13 protein-coding genes are annotated in these 18,197 nt (G+C 53.6%); 1 reads left to right on the top strand and 12 read right to left on the bottom strand.

All coding sequences use genetic code 11. The features are described 5' to 3' along the window. Window positions 1-367 precede the first annotated feature (367 nt). Window positions 368-1,060, bottom strand: coding sequence for a hypothetical protein (locus AC4PS6_RS17930; protein WP_014716401.1), 693 nt, complete (start codon window positions 1,058-1,060; stop codon window positions 368-370). A 73-nt stretch (window positions 1,061-1,133) separates the two neighbouring features. Further along, window positions 1,134-1,526, bottom strand: a complete 393-nt coding sequence (locus tag AC4PS6_RS17935; protein ID WP_171905465.1) for a DUF2846 domain-containing protein — start codon at window positions 1,524-1,526, stop codon at window positions 1,134-1,136. 474 nt (window positions 1,527-2,000) lie between these two features. Between AC4PS6_RS17935 and AC4PS6_RS17940 the strand changes: the two genes are divergently transcribed. After that, window positions 2,001-2,258, top strand: a complete 258-nt coding sequence (locus AC4PS6_RS17940; RefSeq protein WP_336827203.1) for a hypothetical protein — start codon at window positions 2,001-2,003, stop codon at window positions 2,256-2,258. A 264-nt stretch (window positions 2,259-2,522) separates the two neighbouring features. Here the strand turns inward: AC4PS6_RS17940 and AC4PS6_RS17945 are convergent, their stop codons facing one another. The 10 genes from AC4PS6_RS17945 to AC4PS6_RS17990 form a co-directional block, all read right to left on the bottom strand. Beyond that, window positions 2,523-3,188 carry a hypothetical protein gene (locus AC4PS6_RS17945; protein WP_032901603.1) on the bottom strand — a complete coding sequence of 222 codons (666 nt, stop codon included), beginning with the start codon at window positions 3,186-3,188 and terminating at the stop codon, window positions 2,523-2,525. Window positions 3,189-3,331: 143 nt separating this feature from the next. Further along, the gene (locus AC4PS6_RS17950; protein ID WP_020302870.1) at window positions 3,332-3,739 is read right to left on the bottom strand and encodes an Imm63 family immunity protein; all 408 of its coding nucleotides are present in this window, start codon (window positions 3,737-3,739) and stop codon (window positions 3,332-3,334) included. Window positions 3,740-4,410: 671 nt separating this feature from the next. Beyond that, on the bottom strand, window positions 4,411-4,788 hold the full coding sequence (locus AC4PS6_RS17955; RefSeq protein ID WP_492180890.1) for a hypothetical protein: 378 nt from the start codon (window positions 4,786-4,788) through the stop codon (window positions 4,411-4,413). A 210-nt stretch (window positions 4,789-4,998) separates the two neighbouring features. After that, a complete protein-coding gene (locus AC4PS6_RS17960; RefSeq protein ID WP_072435749.1) occupies window positions 4,999-5,442 on the bottom strand; it encodes a hypothetical protein in 444 nt (147 codons plus the stop codon). Between the two features lie 116 nt (window positions 5,443-5,558). Further along, a complete protein-coding gene (locus AC4PS6_RS17965) occupies window positions 5,559-6,053 on the bottom strand; it encodes a hypothetical protein (protein WP_492180891.1) in 495 nt (164 codons plus the stop codon). 369 nt (window positions 6,054-6,422) lie between these two features. Continuing rightward, complete coding sequence (locus AC4PS6_RS17970; RefSeq protein WP_019819566.1) at window positions 6,423-7,019, bottom strand: hypothetical protein; 597 nt, start codon at window positions 7,017-7,019, stop codon at window positions 6,423-6,425. A gap of 297 nt (window positions 7,020-7,316) precedes the next feature. Beyond that, window positions 7,317-7,808 (bottom strand): pentapeptide repeat-containing protein, encoded by a 492-nt coding sequence (locus AC4PS6_RS17975; RefSeq protein WP_019819564.1) that lies wholly within the window; start codon window positions 7,806-7,808, stop codon window positions 7,317-7,319. A 221-nt stretch (window positions 7,809-8,029) separates the two neighbouring features. Next, window positions 8,030-8,407, bottom strand: a complete 378-nt coding sequence (locus tag AC4PS6_RS17980; RefSeq protein WP_014716395.1) for a hypothetical protein — start codon at window positions 8,405-8,407, stop codon at window positions 8,030-8,032. Between the two features lie 97 nt (window positions 8,408-8,504). After that, entirely contained in the window at window positions 8,505-9,128 is a 624-nt protein-coding gene (locus AC4PS6_RS17985) for a hypothetical protein (protein ID WP_014716394.1), read from the bottom strand. Beyond that, complete coding sequence (locus tag AC4PS6_RS17990; protein ID WP_336827201.1) at window positions 9,128-18,169, bottom strand: two-partner secretion domain-containing protein; 9,042 nt, start codon at window positions 18,167-18,169, stop codon at window positions 9,128-9,130. Before AC4PS6_RS17990 ends, AC4PS6_RS17985 begins: the two co-directional genes overlap by 1 nt. Window positions 18,170-18,197 lie beyond the last annotated feature (28 nt).

Below are 18,197 nucleotides of genomic sequence, written 5' to 3' on the forward strand. Positions count from 1 at the left end.
TGACACACCGCCTTCGCGGGCAAGCCCAATGCCGATCAATTAAACGAACGCAATGTTCAAAGCAACGAAGATCCAATGTGGGAGCTGACTTGCCTGCGAAAGCGATAGTGCAGCAACAGATGCAGCGACTGACACACCGCCTTCGCGGGCAAGCCCAATGCCGATCAATTAAACGAACGCAATGCCCAAAGCAACGAAGATCCAATGTGGGAGCTGGCTTGCCTGCGATAGCGTTAGTGCAGTAGTAGTTGCGGTGACTGACACACCGCCTTCGCGGGCAAGCCCGCTCCCACAGGGGAACTGCGCTTAACCCTGACTGGCATTAGCCCAAGCCCGCACACCAACAGCCGCCAGCCTTCGCACAGCCCTACTTGAGCTCCTTCACCAGGTACTGCGCAGAAATCTGCGTAATCCCGGTCAACGCCCGGCGCAAAGCTTCAGGGTCCGTGCGGTAGGTTAACGGTGTATAGCCATAAACGTTCTGACCATTAAACGGCGTGACCGCTTCAAAGGTGCGCCAGATCATCTCATCGCCGCGATCCATCTGCGCTAACACGTTAAGGGTCGGATAAATCACACTGCTGAAACCCTGGGTCAGGCGAAAGCCCCACTCGGACACGGTCAACTGAATCTGCGCATCGGCGGGCTCATCATCGCCGACCACCTTGAGCGTCGAAGTCTTGCCCAACTCATCGACAAAGCCCTGCTTGAGCAACACGCCTACATCGAGTTTTTCCGCCTCCATCACCGTCAGAATAGCCACCGGCGTCGGCATCTCGGCCAACTGCCCAAGCTTCATGCCGCCGGCAAACCCGGCGCCACTCAACGCCGCAGTACCCAGCTTGGACGCCCCGCTGGTCATGCCAACACCCGCGCCAACCCCGGCACCCAGGGCCGCGCCCCAGGCCTGTTCGCGGCCGAAGTACACCATGTTCTTTTCCCACTTCACGGGCAGGACTTTGACGGTCTTGATCTGCGCGCGGTTTTCGGGAGTGAGGGGGTGGCTGACGCAGCCGCCGAGGATGAGGGTGGTGAGGAGAATGAAAAGGAGGTTTTTCACATCAGTCCTTTAATGTTTGCAGTGAATACGAGAAGTCGGCAGAGCCTGGACCCTGCCGACACACTGGCTCAACTCATTTGCTTTCTTTGGCAATGGTGCCCAAGGACGCATCCTTGACCAGGTAACGGCCTTCGACTTCGCTCAGCGCTTTGAGGCTGTTACGCGCCACGGCGAAGCCCATTTCGACTTCCTGCTTGAGGTAAACCACCTCACCCGCTTTGACATCAATCGGCATGTCCGCCCAGTTTTCAGCCTTGGAGCTGATCACGTGTTTGCCCGGCGTCACGAAAAAATAGATGTACTGGTTACCACGGTTGTAACCCATCTCCGAGTCGGCTTCCTTGTCATCCAGGAACACATTGAACCGCACCATCATCCCGACATTGCTAGGGCGCACGACGTACACCAAACCTTTATCGGCCACGGCAGCCTTGGGCAGCGAATAGTTCGCCACGTCAGCCTGCATCTTCTCCACCGACGGCGTCGAGGAACAGCCAAACAGCGTGGCAAGGGACAGAACGACAGCGGCTTTGCAGAACAACTTGATCATGTATTTCTTCCTTGTGGGTAACGGTGGAGCGGTTTTGAGAGTGCCGATGATGGCGGGATCTCATTTTTATGGCATGGCCCGAAGCATTGTGCCATTGCTGTGATGCCTTGCGCGGTTTTGGGTGAGGGGCTTATAGTCCGGCCGTCGCCCATACGGCGATCAGGTTTGGCGACCTGACAACAGAGTGCAAAAGCAATCCGCTTCATGCAGGTGTTTTTGCACCCGCAAAGCTGTGCTCGTTATGGCGGCTGTGCGCGGGAGACCTTCGGGTCTGCCGGTTTACTCTGTTGCCGGTTCGCCAACCTGCGTACAGCTGCCACCCATTCGTTTGGCGACGATTGAGTGGTGGCTTCAACCACCAAAAACAGAGTGTTAAGTATGAATAGATACATGCCCCTAACCGGCCACGACTGCACCGTCCCAGCCCTGATCATCGACACCCAGGCACCTCTCGACGTCCTTCACGACGCCCCCGTGCACCGCATTCGGGCCGTCACCCAACTGCTGGAAAACCTGGCCTTCCGCGAACAACTCAGCAGCGATGCCGTAGTGCTTTCAGACTTCGCCCACTTGCTGGCCATTCCGCTGCGCGATGGGTGTGATTTGCTGGATGTCATCAGTCGCAGGCTTAATGCCGATCCGTCCTGAGTGAAAACCGGGCGGCCTTTGTGTCGCCCGCTTTGTGCTCAATTCCCTTGGCCCCTGTCTTTATCGTTAGACTCACGCTCTTTACGATTTTTCAACCAGGACTGTATCCAAACTCCTACCCCAGTAGGTATTGCGTAAATGAAAAAGGTGAAAAAGGGGACAGATTTATTTAGTGCGCCTTTAAACTCTAATTTAAATAAATCTGCCCCCTTTTCGTTTGCAATCAAAACTGCAATACACCAACCAATTTGACTAGACAAAAAATCAAACCACTAAGCTCTTTATTCGATCACCCGCACTGAGTAGTTCGTCGGCAGAAAGCGGAGTATAACTAATTACAATCAAAACCCCCTCTTCAAACTCACACACTTCTTCTACATAACCATTCAACAAATCAACAAGTTCACGAGGCCCTTTTTCAAAGGCGCGAAAACACAACTCCTTATCGAAATAATTCGCTGCATTTATACGAAAAACGCCATCCCTACCGTTAACGTCTTTTTTTGTAGCATCACAAGCTTCCAACACTAAAGGCCAATCGCTCCTCGTAACACTCCAATCATGTAAAGCTGAGCGATAGGAGCCAAACGCCTTTATATAAACAGGAAAAACAACCTTCAACAAATACGAATAGTCGACTTTGGAGTCTGTAAATTCAATAAATAGCGTATCATCAAACTGCGCATCATCTTGGAGATACTTCTGATCTCGCAGAGCATATGAAATTCGACCTTTAACGCCGACTGGAAGTAGCTTATCCAATGACACCGAGGTCACCAACTCGCTTCCAATAGGGGGAACTTCAAAGGCATCGTTCAAACTCCACGGAACGCCCAAATCGCCTATAGCTCTCAAAAAATCTTTATGCCTCTCTTCGATAGACTCTGAAACACTAGGTCTATGCCGAAACTCAAGCTTATATTTAGTCATTACCGTGCCACCCTTACAGAAATATTTCGAACAAAAGGGGACAGATTTATTTAATATGCTTTTCAACTCTAATTTAAATAAATCTGTCTCCTTTTCTCACCTTTTCTCAAACCCTTAACCTTTCCTGATCATTCCCATCGACTTCAACTATCTGAAAATGGAGCGGCGAGCAGTACCGCCTCGATTTCATCAGACGCTTTTTTTCCCCATTCCTTATTAATCCTACTAAGTTCCGAGAGGTACTTTTCAAAAATCATTATTCTGGAGTCTTTTCCGGCAGCACGATGGGAGAGCTCGTAATCTACCGCCATATTGAAAGCTACACGACTGATTATCCAAAAGAGAAGTTCATCCAGCGAATGCGTGTGCTTTCTGAAAATCTCATAACCTCTTTCTGAGGAGACATATTCAAAACCCTCACTTTTAAACTCCACGTGAGGAGTACCATCTTCGGGGGAGCTCTCTCTAACCAACAGCATAGACTTAGGCGCTCCCAACTTAGCGCCTATCAAACTCACGGTTTTCTGCAGCTCACCGAAATTGGAAACCATACTAATTCGTTCGTCTCAACAAAAGGGGACTGATTTATTTAATGCACCTTTAAACTCTAATTTAAATAAATCCGCCCCCTTTTCTCTCTTTTCTTTACCCTTAAAACAGCAGTTAAAAGACATAACATCCTTTTACGTTAGAAGTTTCGTATCTCCATGACTTTATTAGCCGATCCGCAGCGACAAAAACCGAATATCGGCAATCTCTAATCCAAGTTATGTAATACCGCCTGCCTCCGTTTTCATCAACAACCTTATCAAAGGTCTTATTTTTATTTACAGGCGACCAATATGAGTCGCCACATCCTCGAGTGCAGTCTTTGTAAAGGTGGGAATCGAAATGAGTACCTACCCATAGATTCATTCCATTTTCCCAATTGGAATGGGAAGGTGCGCAGCCAGCCAAGGCCGACAATAATACTACTAAAAGCCATTTATTAATTTTCACGCTTTTTCTCCGACTCAGTTGCTGGGCGCTACTTATCGTACAGTGCTCCATAATTTACAAGCAGAGCAGGCGGCACGAACAAAAGGGGACAGATTTATTTAATAGGTATTTTTCAACTCTAACTCAAATAAATTCTTCCCCTTTTTTTTCAGTCTCCTTTTTTCATTTCCACATTATTGCTAACACACCCTCATCTCTAACCCAAAAAAATCTATCCTACCTTTTAAAATATAACACTTGGAAATACTTTACGAAACATATGCTGTATCGCTGGCAACCGGGCTAGTTCGTCCAACATTTCGGCAGCCGAAAGCGGCATATCGTAGGGTACCGTGCCACGGAGCAGTGCTATTCCATATAAAGCATATTCCTCGTTTTTAGAGCGACTCCAATTTGGAACATAGCCAATTACTTTGTAGATCTTGAAAATAGGCTCATCAAACTCAATCAAATCATATAAAAAATCTGGAGCTCCCTCCGCCCCTAAAAATCCTGCGCACCACGATTGTAACTCTGATCTATCAATAGCCTCGCAGAACAGACAGGTAATTACAAACCCTAAAAGCTCATCACTGTAACGCTCAGTTTTTTCTATAATCACTTTCCGCCCCCCATAGCTTCACCACCTATGTGTCCAATTTTGCTGTGAACAAAAGGGGACTGAACGAAAGGGGACAGATTTATTTAATATACCTTTCAACTCTAACTTAAATAAATCTGTCCCCTTTTCCTTGAGTGAAAATCGGGCGGCCTTTGTGTCGCCCGCTTTGTGCGTGAGCAATCCAACCAAAAAACCGGTCCACTTTTTTCGTCATTTCACGCAGCAAACTTGATCATCAGAAAGATAATAAAGTCCCTCCAGTTTTCCGCAAATGGAAGGAAGACCAAAAATCGGTTCTGAGGTATAAGAAATAGGCAACTCGGATCTAATCAAATCGGCGAACTCCGAACTTTCCCACGCGGGAGTTACTATACCGTTCCAAAAACTTACGGCCTCTCCCGTTCCAGACAATACAACAGGCCTCAAGTATTCAACTGCAAGATTGGAGTCCCAATACAAATAACCGCAATACACAGAGCCATTTTCACCAAAAAAATCAGCTCGAACGATAATCTGAAAGTCTGAGCACGTTTCCTGTTCGGCGAGGGGGCGTATAGTTAATTCGTCCTCCACGGTGTCGTCCATCGGAAAGAACCAAACGCTATAACTACCAAGATCATCAATCGTCAGCTCACATACTTGTTTATCCGTCATAACTCGCCGCGCCCTATGCAATTAAGCACAACAAAATAGGACAGGTTTATCTGATACACTTTCCCAGCTAAAATTTAAATAAATCTGTGCCATTTTCTCTCTATCCCTTATAGCGCCTATTGGTTTAAGTCAGCCATTAGTTTAGCTATCACTAACTCGAAAGCATTCTGCAAAGCGCTACGGAGAGCTTCAGGGTTTGTTGCGTACTCCTGAGGTGTATACGCCTGGACATTTCCCTCACTGAACGCTGTTACAGTTTCGAAATTCCTCCAAACTACTGCGTCGCCGAGCTTCATGGTCGCTACAATGCCCACTGTGGGATAAAGCTCTGCACTGTAGTTTTTCAAGGCAAAGCCCCATTCGGACACGACAAATTCTATATGCGCATCGGCCCGGCCGCCCTCCGGTTCAACTTTGAATAAATGCTCAGCACTGATCCGTGCCTCCAACAGTTGTTTGAACAACTGCCTTGGATCTATTTCGTTACGCTGCAAGTTCAACAAAATTGCCTGCCGTGGACTTGAAGCTCCACCATCAGCCACTTTCGCGCCCGCTGCCACACCCACGCCAGCCATAGCACTGGTAGCGACTTTGGACGAATCCGATGCCATTCCCACAGCCACCCCGGCACCGGCACCTAAGCCGGCCCCCCCAGGCTTGATCCATGCTGGTGTACTTGAACTGCTGCTCCGAAAACGAGGCAGGCAAAATAGTGACAGTCGTGATTTTATGGCGGTTTTCAATGCTCAGGTCTTGTGTTACGCAGCCAACCAGCAGAAATAAAGTGCAAAAAACTACGAAAATTTTTTTCATACATAACACTCTTGAAAGTTAGGCGAACTTGAAAACTAAACCCAAAAGGCTTACCCCCCTAAATAAACGCAACTTCGCCCATCAAATCTTGACGCCCACCTTAGTTATAGCACGACGAAAGGCCATTTTTGTGTCAGATTCACGAATAAATCGCCTCAACACCACGACTAAACATAGCGAAACTTCCAGAGATCACCGCTCTTCATCCAATATCTCTCAGCATCTGGTATTAAAAAACTAAAATCTGAACACTTGGATGTCCAATCAGAATATGAGAGTTCCTCGTGGAATCGGTCTTGATCCATATGCATATATATTCTTCTATCAAAATTAATATAGAATACGGGCAACCTAGACGCTACACGGCCAACAAGACCGAATATATCCGCACTCAAACTCGCGCCTGACAAAAAGTAGCCCTCAACCTCTTTCAACAACCGGGGTAAACTACAGTCGTCATCCAGCTCAAAAATTTTTGAAAGGTCTTCACCCGTCAACACACCTTCACTAACACTATTTAGATACTGCGAAAAATTATCGGCTGTTAGCTTTAAAATTCCACCACGGAACACCCTACACGCTTCTTCATACTGCGCCTGGGTTATATGCCCTTTATCCAAATATGCGCGATAGTCTTTTTCCGCATCCAATGAAAAGTTATACTTATAATCCAAAACCCAATAACACTTAGCACCACTTACAAAAAAACAGATACTTTTCTCACCAGACCATAAACCATCAAGCACTTCTTTATTTAAATTCAATTCCCGAACTCCTTTAAAAATTCTTCATGAGCGTAAATGCGGGCGTTGCTTGAGTGCTTTTCAAGCAACGATTCCCACACCTTAGGAAGTTCCAGGGCTGTCCCAGGCTTGGTCGGATCTACAATTTTAGGCGCTGACGGGTCTCGGTTGACTCCTGGAATCGGACGTTGAGGAACTGCGTTAGCCATAATTTCACTATGGAGTTTAGCATCGACATCAAATACAACCACGATAGAAAAAGGGGACAGATTTATTTAATATGCTTTTCAACTCTAACATAAATAACGCCCCCCTTTTCTACTCTCGTTTAAGCACTTTAATCGCACCATAACTTTCTGGTCGAAACCCACTTGGCCAGACAGTAGCGTCATTATACGTAGCGCCCAAAAAAAACGCCTCTTCGATTCTATTTGCACAAAGATCAGCGCCACATAAATTTGATCTAATAAAGCTAGCACCACCAATATCAGCACCATCAAAACTTGCACATGAAAGATTTGCACCGGCAAAATCAGCAAATGCTGCCATTGCGCCTGCGAAAGAAGTATTACTCATAACTGAATTCATAAAATTTGAATTCATCAGAGCTGCTCGATCAAATATAGCTCGATCTATAAACGCGTTAACAAATGAGGCACTTCTCAGATTCGAACCAGAAAAGTCGGCACTTCCAATATTAAGCTCATCAAATATAGCGCGATGCAACTGCAACCCTTTCAAACTTGCACCAACAAAACCATTTAAAGGTAGAGTTAATATCTCGCCCGTCTCAAAATTAATATTAATCATTTATCCCCCCAATCCACCGGATCCACCTTCACCTCAGACATTGGCTTAGTTAAGCCAGCTTTATTCGGCGGTAATGTTCCAACAAAATGGGACAGATTTATTTAATAGGCTTTTCAACTTTAATTTAAATAAATTTGTCCCATTTTTTAGTCCCCTTTTTTCATTTCCACATTATTGCTAACACACCCTCATCTCTACCCCAAAAAAATCTATCCTACCTTTTAAAATACAACACTTGGAAATACTTTACGAAACATATGCTGTATCGCTGGCAACCGGGCTAGCTCGTCCAACATTTCGGTAGCCGAAAGCGGCATATCGTAGGGTACCGTGCCACGGAGCAGTGCTATTCCATATAAAGCATATTCCTCGTTTTTAGAGCGACTCCAATTTGGAACATAGCCAATTACTTTGTAGATCTTGAAAATAGGCTCATCAAATTCAATCAAATCATATAAAAAATCTGGAGCTCCCTCCTCCCCTAAAAATCCTGCGCACCACGATTGTAACTCCAATCTATCAATAGCCTCGCAGAACAGACAGGTGATTACAAACCCTAAAAGTTCATCACTGTAACGATCAGTTCTTTCTGTAATCACTTTCCGCCCTCGAATCTCCCCTTTTTTAGGGGGGATAGATATTATCTAATAGGTCTTGTACTGCCATAACAGATCTAAATACATTTCCCCCACTCTTTTATTTTCGACAAACAAAGAACTTATCTTCACTGAGATACCCAATACCGCCTAAGCGCCAAAATTCGAAATATGAACGAAAGTCAAAATCCAGATTTATTAAAGGCTGCCCCATATACCAAGCCAAATAATAATCAGCGGCAACTCCGTAAAGGGCCTCAAACAGTGCGTACTCTTGCTCTGTTTTTAGCAACCTGCAATCCCTGACCTGATCCCCCACCAGTTCAAGTATCCAGTTGCTGGGAACGTCTAATTTATCATAATCGTTAAATTGATCTTTACTTCCATACAACAGTTTTGCACGTTGGCATATCCCGTATAACTCGTCGTCTCCAAGAGACTTACAGAAACTTGCCTGAGCTTGCAACCAGAGTTTTGCCTTTTGCATCAATTCAAAGTCGCTAGATTCAATCGTCGGGCATAGATATAACTTATCTTCAAGCGTACCAGCTTGGATCACCTCATTCACGCGCGATACCAAACTGTCAGCTTGAGGAAAATAGCTTAACGCTTCAGTAATTTCAGTTAGAGAAGAATGTACTTTGAACAGAGCTAAAAAATGCGACTTATCAAAATAAGTTCTTCCCTCACAAAAAGCGCACCAGTCATTTAAAAGGGTAGGCATTAATTTCTTCCTCTTGGTAACTCCGGCAAAAGAGAAGGATCGATTTTCCATCGATCGCGCAATGCCGTTACGCCCTTATTAAATTCGTTTAGGGACTTACTGTTATCAATAACAGCTTTTAGCTCATTATGGAAAGCACCTGAAGCATTCCCACCGTGACCGCCTGGTACCCCATCAATAGGGTTGACCCATGTCAATTCGGATGTTTTTGTTCTGAAACGCTGAATTTCACTCATCGGCACCCCCCATTGTTTGAATTCAGGAGCGCGACAAACCATACACCACTCATGCAAACCTCCTGGCTGACGAATTCTCGCCTCAATTGCCTCTCGGGTAGCCCTGTTTTCCCAAAGCACGTCTAGCTCTGCTGGCGACAGGTCGTCAAACCAACGTGTGAAAGCGCCGTTACGAACGCTAGGCACTTTGCCGTCAGGCACAAGCTCTTGAAACGTCCGGTCAGTGTGGCTTTCGCTTACAGGCGATCCGGCAGAAGGCACCTCATGAATCGAACAGCTTCCCGCATTACAGGTATAACAAGGCCCAATGTTATGTACCCAGGTACTTAGCTTGCCAACATAGAACGTATGTCCAATATCCACCGTCAGGTTGTACGTTTTACCCTGCGACTGCAGCAGCTTTATTGATACAACGGAGATCGAAGCCTCTTGAGTCGCCCCATCCCCCAACGACTGCAGTTGATCACCCGGCTTGAGCTCTATAAGTGGCACAAAGCCTTTGCGCTTAGGCACGTAGAACGGATGACCCGGCGTCACTTGCAGAGTCTCAGTGATACCTTGACCGGCACTGCCGTTCTTCACAAGCGTCAGCTGATAGATCGGTTGATCCGTGCGAATGTGGGTTGCTGAGACCTTCGACGCGAACGGCTCACCGCCTTCTTCAGGTTTAGTCCAGACGACGTCGCCCACCCTGAGCGCGTCAATGGCTCGTTCACCATCAGGGGTGGCGACCATAGTCCCGGCTGCAAAACAGCATGGGCTATAGCCTGCTAATTTGGCCTGTGCTTGGTTGGCAAACTGTTCAGTCCCCTTACCCGCCGCCGCATCCAAGCCTTTACCAGCGGCTGACTCAATGCCCTTTCCGGCAACAGTTTCTGCAGCCTTGCCAGCGATAGCCTCCGTACCTTTAACCGCTAATGCGTCGCGCGCGGCCAACTCTTTGATTGCGCTTAACAATGCTCCCTTGCCTACTCCACCTATGGGCATAAGCTCAGCAAGCAGCTTGAGATCAATATCTGAATTAATGCCACCACTTGCCAAAACACGTAGCCGGTCTATTTGCTCTGCTTGGGAGGCGGCGTCAGAACTGAGCGCGGCGATCTCAGGGAGTTTCGTGATAGCCGTACGCTCTCCGTATTGCTCGGACCACGCATCAGGCACAACACCCATGCCACCAGGTTCGTTGTTGTAGGTTGTGTTACTTGAAGGATTGAACAGCAGCGAATCCTTGTACTGCTTTTCTGTGGACTTGAACGCAACGACCTGATCCCCGTTGGCAACAATGGGGCTGCCATCTCCCCAGGTCAGCAGGACTTTCTCGTTTTGCAGCTTGGTGATAACTCCCCGCGCAACAGTCAGGTCGTCACCTAATGCTTGCCCTTCAGGGTTAGAAGGACCGTAACCGGCCAGAATCCCTTGAAGCTCATTGTTGGTTTTCTGATCGACCTCGCCTCCGGCAACAAACGTTAGGAGCGCATCCCACTCAAAACCAGATCGGCTTTGACCTTTGGTGGCATCTAAACTCTTGGCCTCTTGGGCCAGTCGTTTCTCTTCTTGAACGTGCAACTTGCGGTTGTATGACTGTGCATTCCCAGCGATTTCCGAGCCCATGGCGACATCGCCATCAACACTCGCGGCAGCGAGCAATCCCACCAGTTTCGAAGCCGCATTGACCAGACGATCGTGTTCCGCTGGATCATTGCCACTGAGCAAAGGCGACTTATCCAACGCCACAATAAGGGCTTCGTTAGCACCCGCAGCCATCGCTCCCGTTTTAAAGTCGCCGCCCATTGCTTCTGAAAGCAAACCACCTACAACAGCATGCAGTGCAGTTTTGCTCAGGTCGCTGTCTTGAAGTTTGAAGGCATTACCAAAATCACCAACGCCGGTGAACGCGGTCGCCTGCATTACATCGAAAAGGCTGCCCTTCATTGCATCCTTGAAGCTGCCTTGTCCAAGAGCTTCAGAGAGCGTTCCGCGCACGGCACCGCCAGCCAATTGGATCGTTCCAAAACGGCCAATCGCTGCGGGGTCATTCCAATGGGGTACGACGCTTGGTCCACTTACCTTGTTAGTTACAGGGTCGCTCTGCGCGCCAAACCAATTGCCACTGGCGTAATTCACAAAGCCCGCAGAAGCGCCCGCGATCAGTGACTGCTTCAAGCTGTCGCTGCTGAAGGTTTCCTTGAATGCGGCCCCCAAGTTGCCTTTATTGTTTATGGTGCTGACGACGCCGGTACTGGCAAGCGAGGTCAACGAGGCAGTCGCGATGACGTTGCCCAACCCTGCTGCAGTTCCTGCGACTGCTGCGGTGGTCGACGTCGCAGCGGTAGCGGCTGTCGCGGCAGCCATAGTGGAGCCGGCCCCTACAGCGCTACCTGCCGAAGCAGCTAGCGCACTGGCCGCTCCCGCCGTCAACACGGTGACAACGATGATAATTGCCAGCATTGCGCCTTGGCCGAGGCTGGAGTGGCTGTATTTAAAGGAGTCGTGCAACTCCTTCACATGCCGCCAATCCACATCCCCACGCTTCTCGGCTTCTTTCAACCAAGCCAACTGTGGGTCTGCTTTGACCATCACATCAATCGTCTGGCTAACCGTGTTCTGATCAATCTGTTTAATGTCGATCTTCAGCCCGTTAACCGCCTTGATCGCCAACTCACCCTGTGCCTTCAACTCACTTTGGCGCAACGTCTCGTCGGTATTCCCCTTGCCCTTCGCGCTGGTCCACGCCAGGTCACTCTTGCTCTTCTCGTGGCTCTCCTGGTGCAGGTCTTTGACCGCCTCGAAGGTCACCGCGCCGCCACTGGTGATGGCCAGGTCCTTACCGCTCTCAAGCTTGGCCCGCTGATACAGCTGATCACCGCCACTGACCAGCGACAGATCACCACCAGTCTTGATCTCAGTCCCCACATTTGTAACGTGGGTCACCTCATCACGCTTGGTCTTCTTCGCGCCCCAGCCCCCCTTCTCCTTCATGTCGTAAAGGCTGTAGGTGCTGTTCTGCGCAGCCAACAAACTCAACTTATCCCCGCTATACAGATAAGCCTCATTCCCCGCACTGATCCTGCTCGCCACGATCGTGGTGTCACGCCCCGCCTGGCTGACAAAATCCCCACCCGCCGTCAGCACGCTCGCCACTTGAGTGGTCTGGTCGTCCGAGGTCTTGATGCGTTTTTTGCCGTCCTTTTCCTTGCCCTCAACGTTGTGCATGTCGCTGACCGAGGCGACGTTGAGGTCGCGGCCGGCGGCGATGTTGAGGTCTTTGCCGGCGGTGGCGGTGCTGCCGATGATGTTGACGTCTTGCCCGGCCTGCATGTTGAGGTTGCCGCCCGCCGTGACGCTGGCGGCGAGGTTTTTGACGTCGGTGGTGATGCTGGATTTCTCGCCGCCGTCGCGGCTCTCGTGTTTGACGCTGGTGTCGCTGGCGGCGATGAGGTTGAGGTCGCGGCCGGCGGTTAAGTTAGCGTCGTTGCCCGCTACCAGGGCACCTCGGTTGGTGAGGTCGCGGCCGGCGTCGATGGCGAGGTTTTCGCGGGCGACGATGGTGCCGGCGCTGGTGTCGGTGAGGGTGCGCATGCCGGCGCCGTCACGTACCTGGATGGCGGTGGTCTCGTTGGTGATGTCGCCTTTGAGCGCCGTGAGGCTGACTTGCTTGCCGCGGATTTCGCCGGCCATGGCGTTGCGGATGCTGTCCTGGGCCAGCAGGTTGAGGTTGTTGCCGGCTTCGACCAGGCCGCCGGTATAAATGCTGCCGCTACTGATGGCGGAGAGGTTGTTGCTGGCGCGCAGGGTGCCGACGTTGATCAGGTCGCCGCCGGTGACCAGGTTGAGGTCGCGGCCCTGGATCAGGCTGTTGCCGCGCACGTTGCGCGAGTCGGCCTGGGCCAGGTACAGCACCGGTACGAGCACGGTCTGGCCGTCGATGACGCGGTTTTCCATCCACACGATGTCGTGGGTCAGGGCGCCGACTTGCTGGTCGGTGAGGGCCACGCCCAGGCTCAGGCGCAGGGCGTCTTTGCTGGCAAGGCCGTTGTCCATCAGATAGCGGAACTGGTCGGCGTCGCTGTACAGGCCGCCGGCGAGGAAGCGTTGGCCGGTTTGCGCGAGCACGGCGTCGCGGATCAGGCGGGTTTCGTACTGGCCGTCTCCGAGGCGGCGCCAGGCATTGTCGGAATTGAAACCGAGTTTGCCGAGCATGTAGTCGGAGCTGAAGAAGCCCGACACCGAGGTGAATTCGGGGTTGGTCTCGATCAGGTAGTGGCTGGTAGGGTCGGCGTTTTTGACGAACAGACCGTACTCGCCCTTGGGCAGTTGGAAGGTGGGCGAGGTGGTGGGATCGACCGGGGCAAACGCGGTGCCGGTGTAGTCCACAGGCACGAAGCCGCCACCAGGGGCAACGCCTACCACGGGCAATACGCTGCCAGGCGCCTGGGCGCTCGGGTCGTTGGCGTGTTTGCTCAGGTTGATGTTGATGCCGCCGACGGGGATGCCGGTCTGATCGTCGCCGAGGGTGCCGGTCAACTGGGCCAGGGTGTTGTTGTGCAGCGTGCCGTTTTGCAGGGTGCGGGCGACGTTGAGGTTGACCGTGCCGCCCGCTTGCAGGGTGGCGTCGTAGCCGGGGCCGCTGTTGTTGGTCCAGGTGGTGACGTCACTTGCGTAGGCGAACGGCAGGCTATTGGGTGAGCGGCTTTTGAGTTCTTCGAAGCGCGCCTTATCGAAATTCCCGGCCGCCGTGGCCGCATTGAACGCGGGCACGTCGACATATTGCATGCGTTCAAACAAATCGTCGGAGACGTGACCTGGCGTGCCGATGACAAGCTTGCGCTGGCCCGTGCGCGTGGCAGCGCCCTGGTTGAGCAGGTCACCGGCGGTGATGCTCAAGTCGCCATTGGCGGCCATCAGGCTGTAGCGGTTCTGCACAGTGTCGCCTTGCAGCAGCATGTTTTTGCCCGCCACCAGGCGCGCCGCTACCGAGTCCTTGGTCGCCGCCTCAAGGTACGTTTCGTAGATGGTGATCTCGCCACGTTCCCAGTTGTCGCTCTCGCCGCAGTGCTGGCCACAGATCCAACTCAAGCTGCCGGTGGTCAGCGTTTGCCCGAGTTCGAATTCATCTTTGGCGTTTTCGATAAAGCCCGCATTGATGCCGATCGAGCCTTCGCTTTCCACGGTGCCGGAGCGGTTGCTGAACAGCACGGCACGCCCGCCATCGCGGGCGGCGAAGCTCAGGTTGCCTTTGCTGTAGACATCGCCATAGCTGTTGCTGAAGCCATTGCTGCGCAAGGTCATGTCGCCGCCGCTGAACAGCAGCGTGTCGGCGGCATTGGTGATGCCGTTGACTGCGGTGAGGTTCACTGCACCCTGGGCACCGAGGGTGCCACGGTTGTTGATTTGCGCGGCGGCGATGTCCAGTTGCTGGCGGGCGGTGAGGAAACCGAGGTTGTCCAGGGTGCCGCCCAGGGTCAGGCGCGCATTGGTTGCGGCCAGGCGGCCGCCGTTCTGGCTGAGGTTGTTGGCGGCGACGCTGAGTGTTTGCAGGGCCGAGACGCGGCCGCTGTTGGTGATATCGCCGGTGGTGATGCTGATGTCGCCGTCGCTGAGCAGTTCGCCGCCGTTGTCCAGGCTGGCCACGTTGAGGATCAAGCCCTTGGCGCTGGCCATGCGGTCACCGGCCTTGAGGGCCAGCCCTTGGTCGCTCTTGTAGGTGAGCACGTCGTTGAGTTGCACACGGCCCAGGCCGTCGACGTTGCCGAATGCCCAGTCGGCGCTGCCCATGCCCTGGATATTGCCCTGGCTGCCTGCGAGGCTGGCGGTGTTGAGGTGGAACAGGCCGGTGCCGGCGTGTTGCAGCATGCCGCTCTGGTTGTTGAGGCTGGCGGCGTCAAGGCTGAAGGCCTGGCTGCCGAATTCGAGGGTGCCGTTCTGGTTGTTCAGCGCGCCGCTGAGGTTGAGTTTGCTGCTGGCGCCGCCCAGTGCACGCAGTTGGCCGTTGGCGCTGTTATCCAGGTTGCCGCCGGTAAGGGTCAGGCCCTGGTTGGCTTCGATCAGGCCGCCCTGGTTGGTGAGGGTGTCGCGTGAGGTCAGGTTGAGCTGGTTGCCGCTGATCTGGCCGCCCGCGCTGTTGTCGAGGCTGGCGCCGCTGACGGTCACTTGTTCTTTGCCGAACAGCTTGCCGCCACGGTTGGCCAGGGCTTCTACGGTGAGTTGCAGGTTGCCGACCAGGCTGGCCATCAGGCCGCCGCTGGCGTTGTCGACGCTGTTGGCGGTGACGCTCAGGCTGTCGCCCTGCACGGTGCCGCCCTGGTTATCCAGGCGGGTGATGTTCAGTTCGGTGAGGGCGCCGCCGCTGAGAATCAGGCCCTTGCGGTTGCTCACATCCTGGCCGCTGTAGCTCAGGCCTTCGGCGCCGGCCAGCAATTGGCCGTTGTCGTTGTTCAGGTGCTGGGCGGCGATGTCCAGGCGCTTGCCGCGCAGGGTGCCGCCGTCGTTGTTAAGGGTGGTGAGCTGCTTGACCAGCACGCTGCGTTCGCCCGCGTCGATCTGGCCGCCGACGTTGGTGAGCAGGTCGCTGACCTTGAGCACCACATCGCCGCCATCGCTGACCAGCGCGCCTTCGTTGCTGTTGGTGAAGGTCTGCGCGGTGACGTCGACGGTCTGGCCCAGCAGGATGCCGGCGCTGTTGTCCAAGCGCTCGCCTTGCAGTTGCAGCAGGCCCTCGCTCTGGATGCGGCCCTGGGCGTTGAGCAACTGGCCCGGGCCTTTGAGCAGCAGGCTTACGCCCTGGGCACCACCGGCCAGCAGGCCGGCGTTGCGGTTGTCGAGGCCCGAGGCGCGCACGTCGAGGTGGTCCCCCAACACGCGCCCGGCGCGGTTGTCGATGTCGCCGCCGGCCACGTCGAGCAGCAGTTGCTTGCCGACGATCGTGCCGCCCTGGTTATCCAGGTTGGCGGCGTGCAGTTCGATATCGCCCTGCCCGGCCTGCAAGCGGCCCTCGGCGTTGTTGAGCTGTTGCGCGGCGGTGAGGGTGAGCTTGCCGGTGTCGGCGCTGAGTACGCCGCCTGCGTTGCTGCTGAGGGTGCCGGCAGTGACGCTAAGATCGGTGCTGGCCTGGGCGAAACCCTGGTTGTTGTTGAAGGTGTTGGAAACGGCGAGGTTGAGCGCGCCACCGTCGGCCTGGATCAAGCCCTTGAGGCTGTTGTCGAGGTTGCTGGCAGTGACGGTCGCGGTTTTGGCCACCAACACGCCGTTCTGGTTGTTCAGGTTGCCGGCGTTGACGGTCAGGTCGCTGGCGATGACTTGCCCGCCGCTGTTGTTCAGGTCGGCACTGGTGAGCACCAGGCTGCCACCGGCCATTTCGATACGGCCTTGGCGGTTGTCCAGGGAGGCGCTGTTGAGCGTGGCGGCCTGGCCTTCGCCGAAGCGGATCAAGCCGCCGAGGTTGACGATGGCCGGCGAGTTGATCGCCAGGGTTTGTTCGCCAAACAGACGTGCGCTGGCGCCCTGGTTGGTGAGTTTGGCGCTGCTGACCTCGACGGTCTTGGCCTGGATGATCGCGCCCTGGTTGGTCAGCGCTTGCGCGGCGGTGATCGCCAGTGCACGGCTGGCCAACAGGTTGCCGCTGGTGGTGACGGTTTGCGCGTTCACCACCAGATCGCCGGTGGTGTTGCGGCTGTTATCAGCGGCGACGCCGGCTTCGATGATGCCGGGGTTGTTCACGCTGGCCGCGTTGATCTCGATGCGCTGGCCGGCGGCGATGCTCTTGCGGTTGACCAGGGCCTGGGCGCTGGTGACCTGCACGTTGCCGTTGGCGTAGACCTTGTCGGTGAGGTCGACGTTTTGCGCGGTGACTTTGACGTTACCGGTGGCCACCGTTTGCGCCATGCTCAGGCGCCCGTTGGCGTCGAGCTGAATATCGCCACCACTGGCCGCCAGGGTGCCGTCGAGCTTCACGCCCACACCGGCCTCGGTGCCCACCAGTTTGATCGCGCCGGCATACATGCCGCCCAGGGCCGAGGAGTCGATTGCCAACTCGGGTTTGGCGCTGCCGTCATCGGCACGGGCGGTGGTTTTCAGGCTTTGCGCATCGACGTCGTTGCGCCCGGCGATCACGTTGAGTTCGCGGGCGTTGATTTGTGCGTTGATCTTGGCCGAGCGGGTGATGATATCGAAGCGTTCGACATTGCTGGCGTTCAAGCCCTGGCCGTCGATGGTCACGGCGCCGCCATCCACTTCATAGCGCTGCAATTGGCCGCTGGCGTCGAGCACCGGTTTGCCGGTGGTGAGGGTGACGTTGGGGGTGTTGATAAAGCCGCAACCGCTGCACGTCACGCCGTACGGGTTGGCGACGATGACCTTGGCCGACTGCCCCGCCACTTCGGTGTAGCCGCGCAACTGGCTGGGGCTGCCGCCGTTGACTTCGTTGAGGATGACGTTCGCCGCGCCGCCCTTGAGGTTGGGGTTGCCGACAATGATCCCGCCCAGCTGGGTGTTGACCATGGCGCCGTTGCCATTGTTGAGGATCACGCCGTTGGGGCCGACGTTGTAGTCCTTGAACTGGTTATGGGACAAGCCCGCGCCATTGGGGGTGGCGATGTTGACCACCGGCACGCCATTGCCCGCCGCGCCCACGGTGGTGCCCGGCGCACTGACCACGATGCCCTCGGCCTGGGCCAGCAGCGGCTGCCAGAACAGTGCGTTGGCAAGGATCAACGCCAGCCCGCGCTTGGGCAGGCCGAAGAACGCGTCCCTGCGCTTCAGGGCGGCAGAAGGTTGGCGGGCCAGGAAGGCGAATTGGCGAACATCCATTGTCAGGCTCTCATGCAGCGGGGCGTTG

It is taken from the genome of Pseudomonas sp. DW-iso17, from assembly GCF_058725345.1.

What these genes read in the sequence shown, in the direction of transcription:
- AC4PS6_RS17965 (WP_492180891.1), bottom strand. Translation starts at nt 6,053, where the DNA reads ATGGCATCGGATTCGTCCAAAGTCGCTACCAGTGCTATGGCTGGCGTG.
- AC4PS6_RS17940 (WP_336827203.1), top strand. Translation starts at nt 2,001, where the DNA reads ATGCCCCTAACCGGCCACGACTGCACCGTCCCAGCCCTGATCATCGAC.
- AC4PS6_RS17985 (WP_014716394.1), bottom strand. Translation starts at nt 9,128, where the DNA reads ATGCCTACCCTTTTAAATGACTGGTGCGCTTTTTGTGAGGGAAGAACT.
- AC4PS6_RS17950 (WP_020302870.1), bottom strand. Translation starts at nt 3,739, where the DNA reads ATGGTTTCCAATTTCGGTGAGCTGCAGAAAACCGTGAGTTTGATAGGC.
- AC4PS6_RS17945 (WP_032901603.1), bottom strand. Translation starts at nt 3,188, where the DNA reads ATGACTAAATATAAGCTTGAGTTTCGGCATAGACCTAGTGTTTCAGAG.
- AC4PS6_RS17960 (WP_072435749.1), bottom strand. Translation starts at nt 5,442, where the DNA reads ATGACGGATAAACAAGTATGTGAGCTGACGATTGATGATCTTGGTAGT.
- AC4PS6_RS17935 (WP_171905465.1), bottom strand. Translation starts at nt 1,526, where the DNA reads ATGCAGGCTGACGTGGCGAACTATTCGCTGCCCAAGGCTGCCGTGGCC.
- AC4PS6_RS17975 (WP_019819564.1), bottom strand. Translation starts at nt 7,808, where the DNA reads ATGATTAATATTAATTTTGAGACGGGCGAGATATTAACTCTACCTTTA.
- AC4PS6_RS17990 (WP_336827201.1), bottom strand. Translation starts at nt 18,169, where the DNA reads ATGGATGTTCGCCAATTCGCCTTCCTGGCCCGCCAACCTTCTGCCGCC.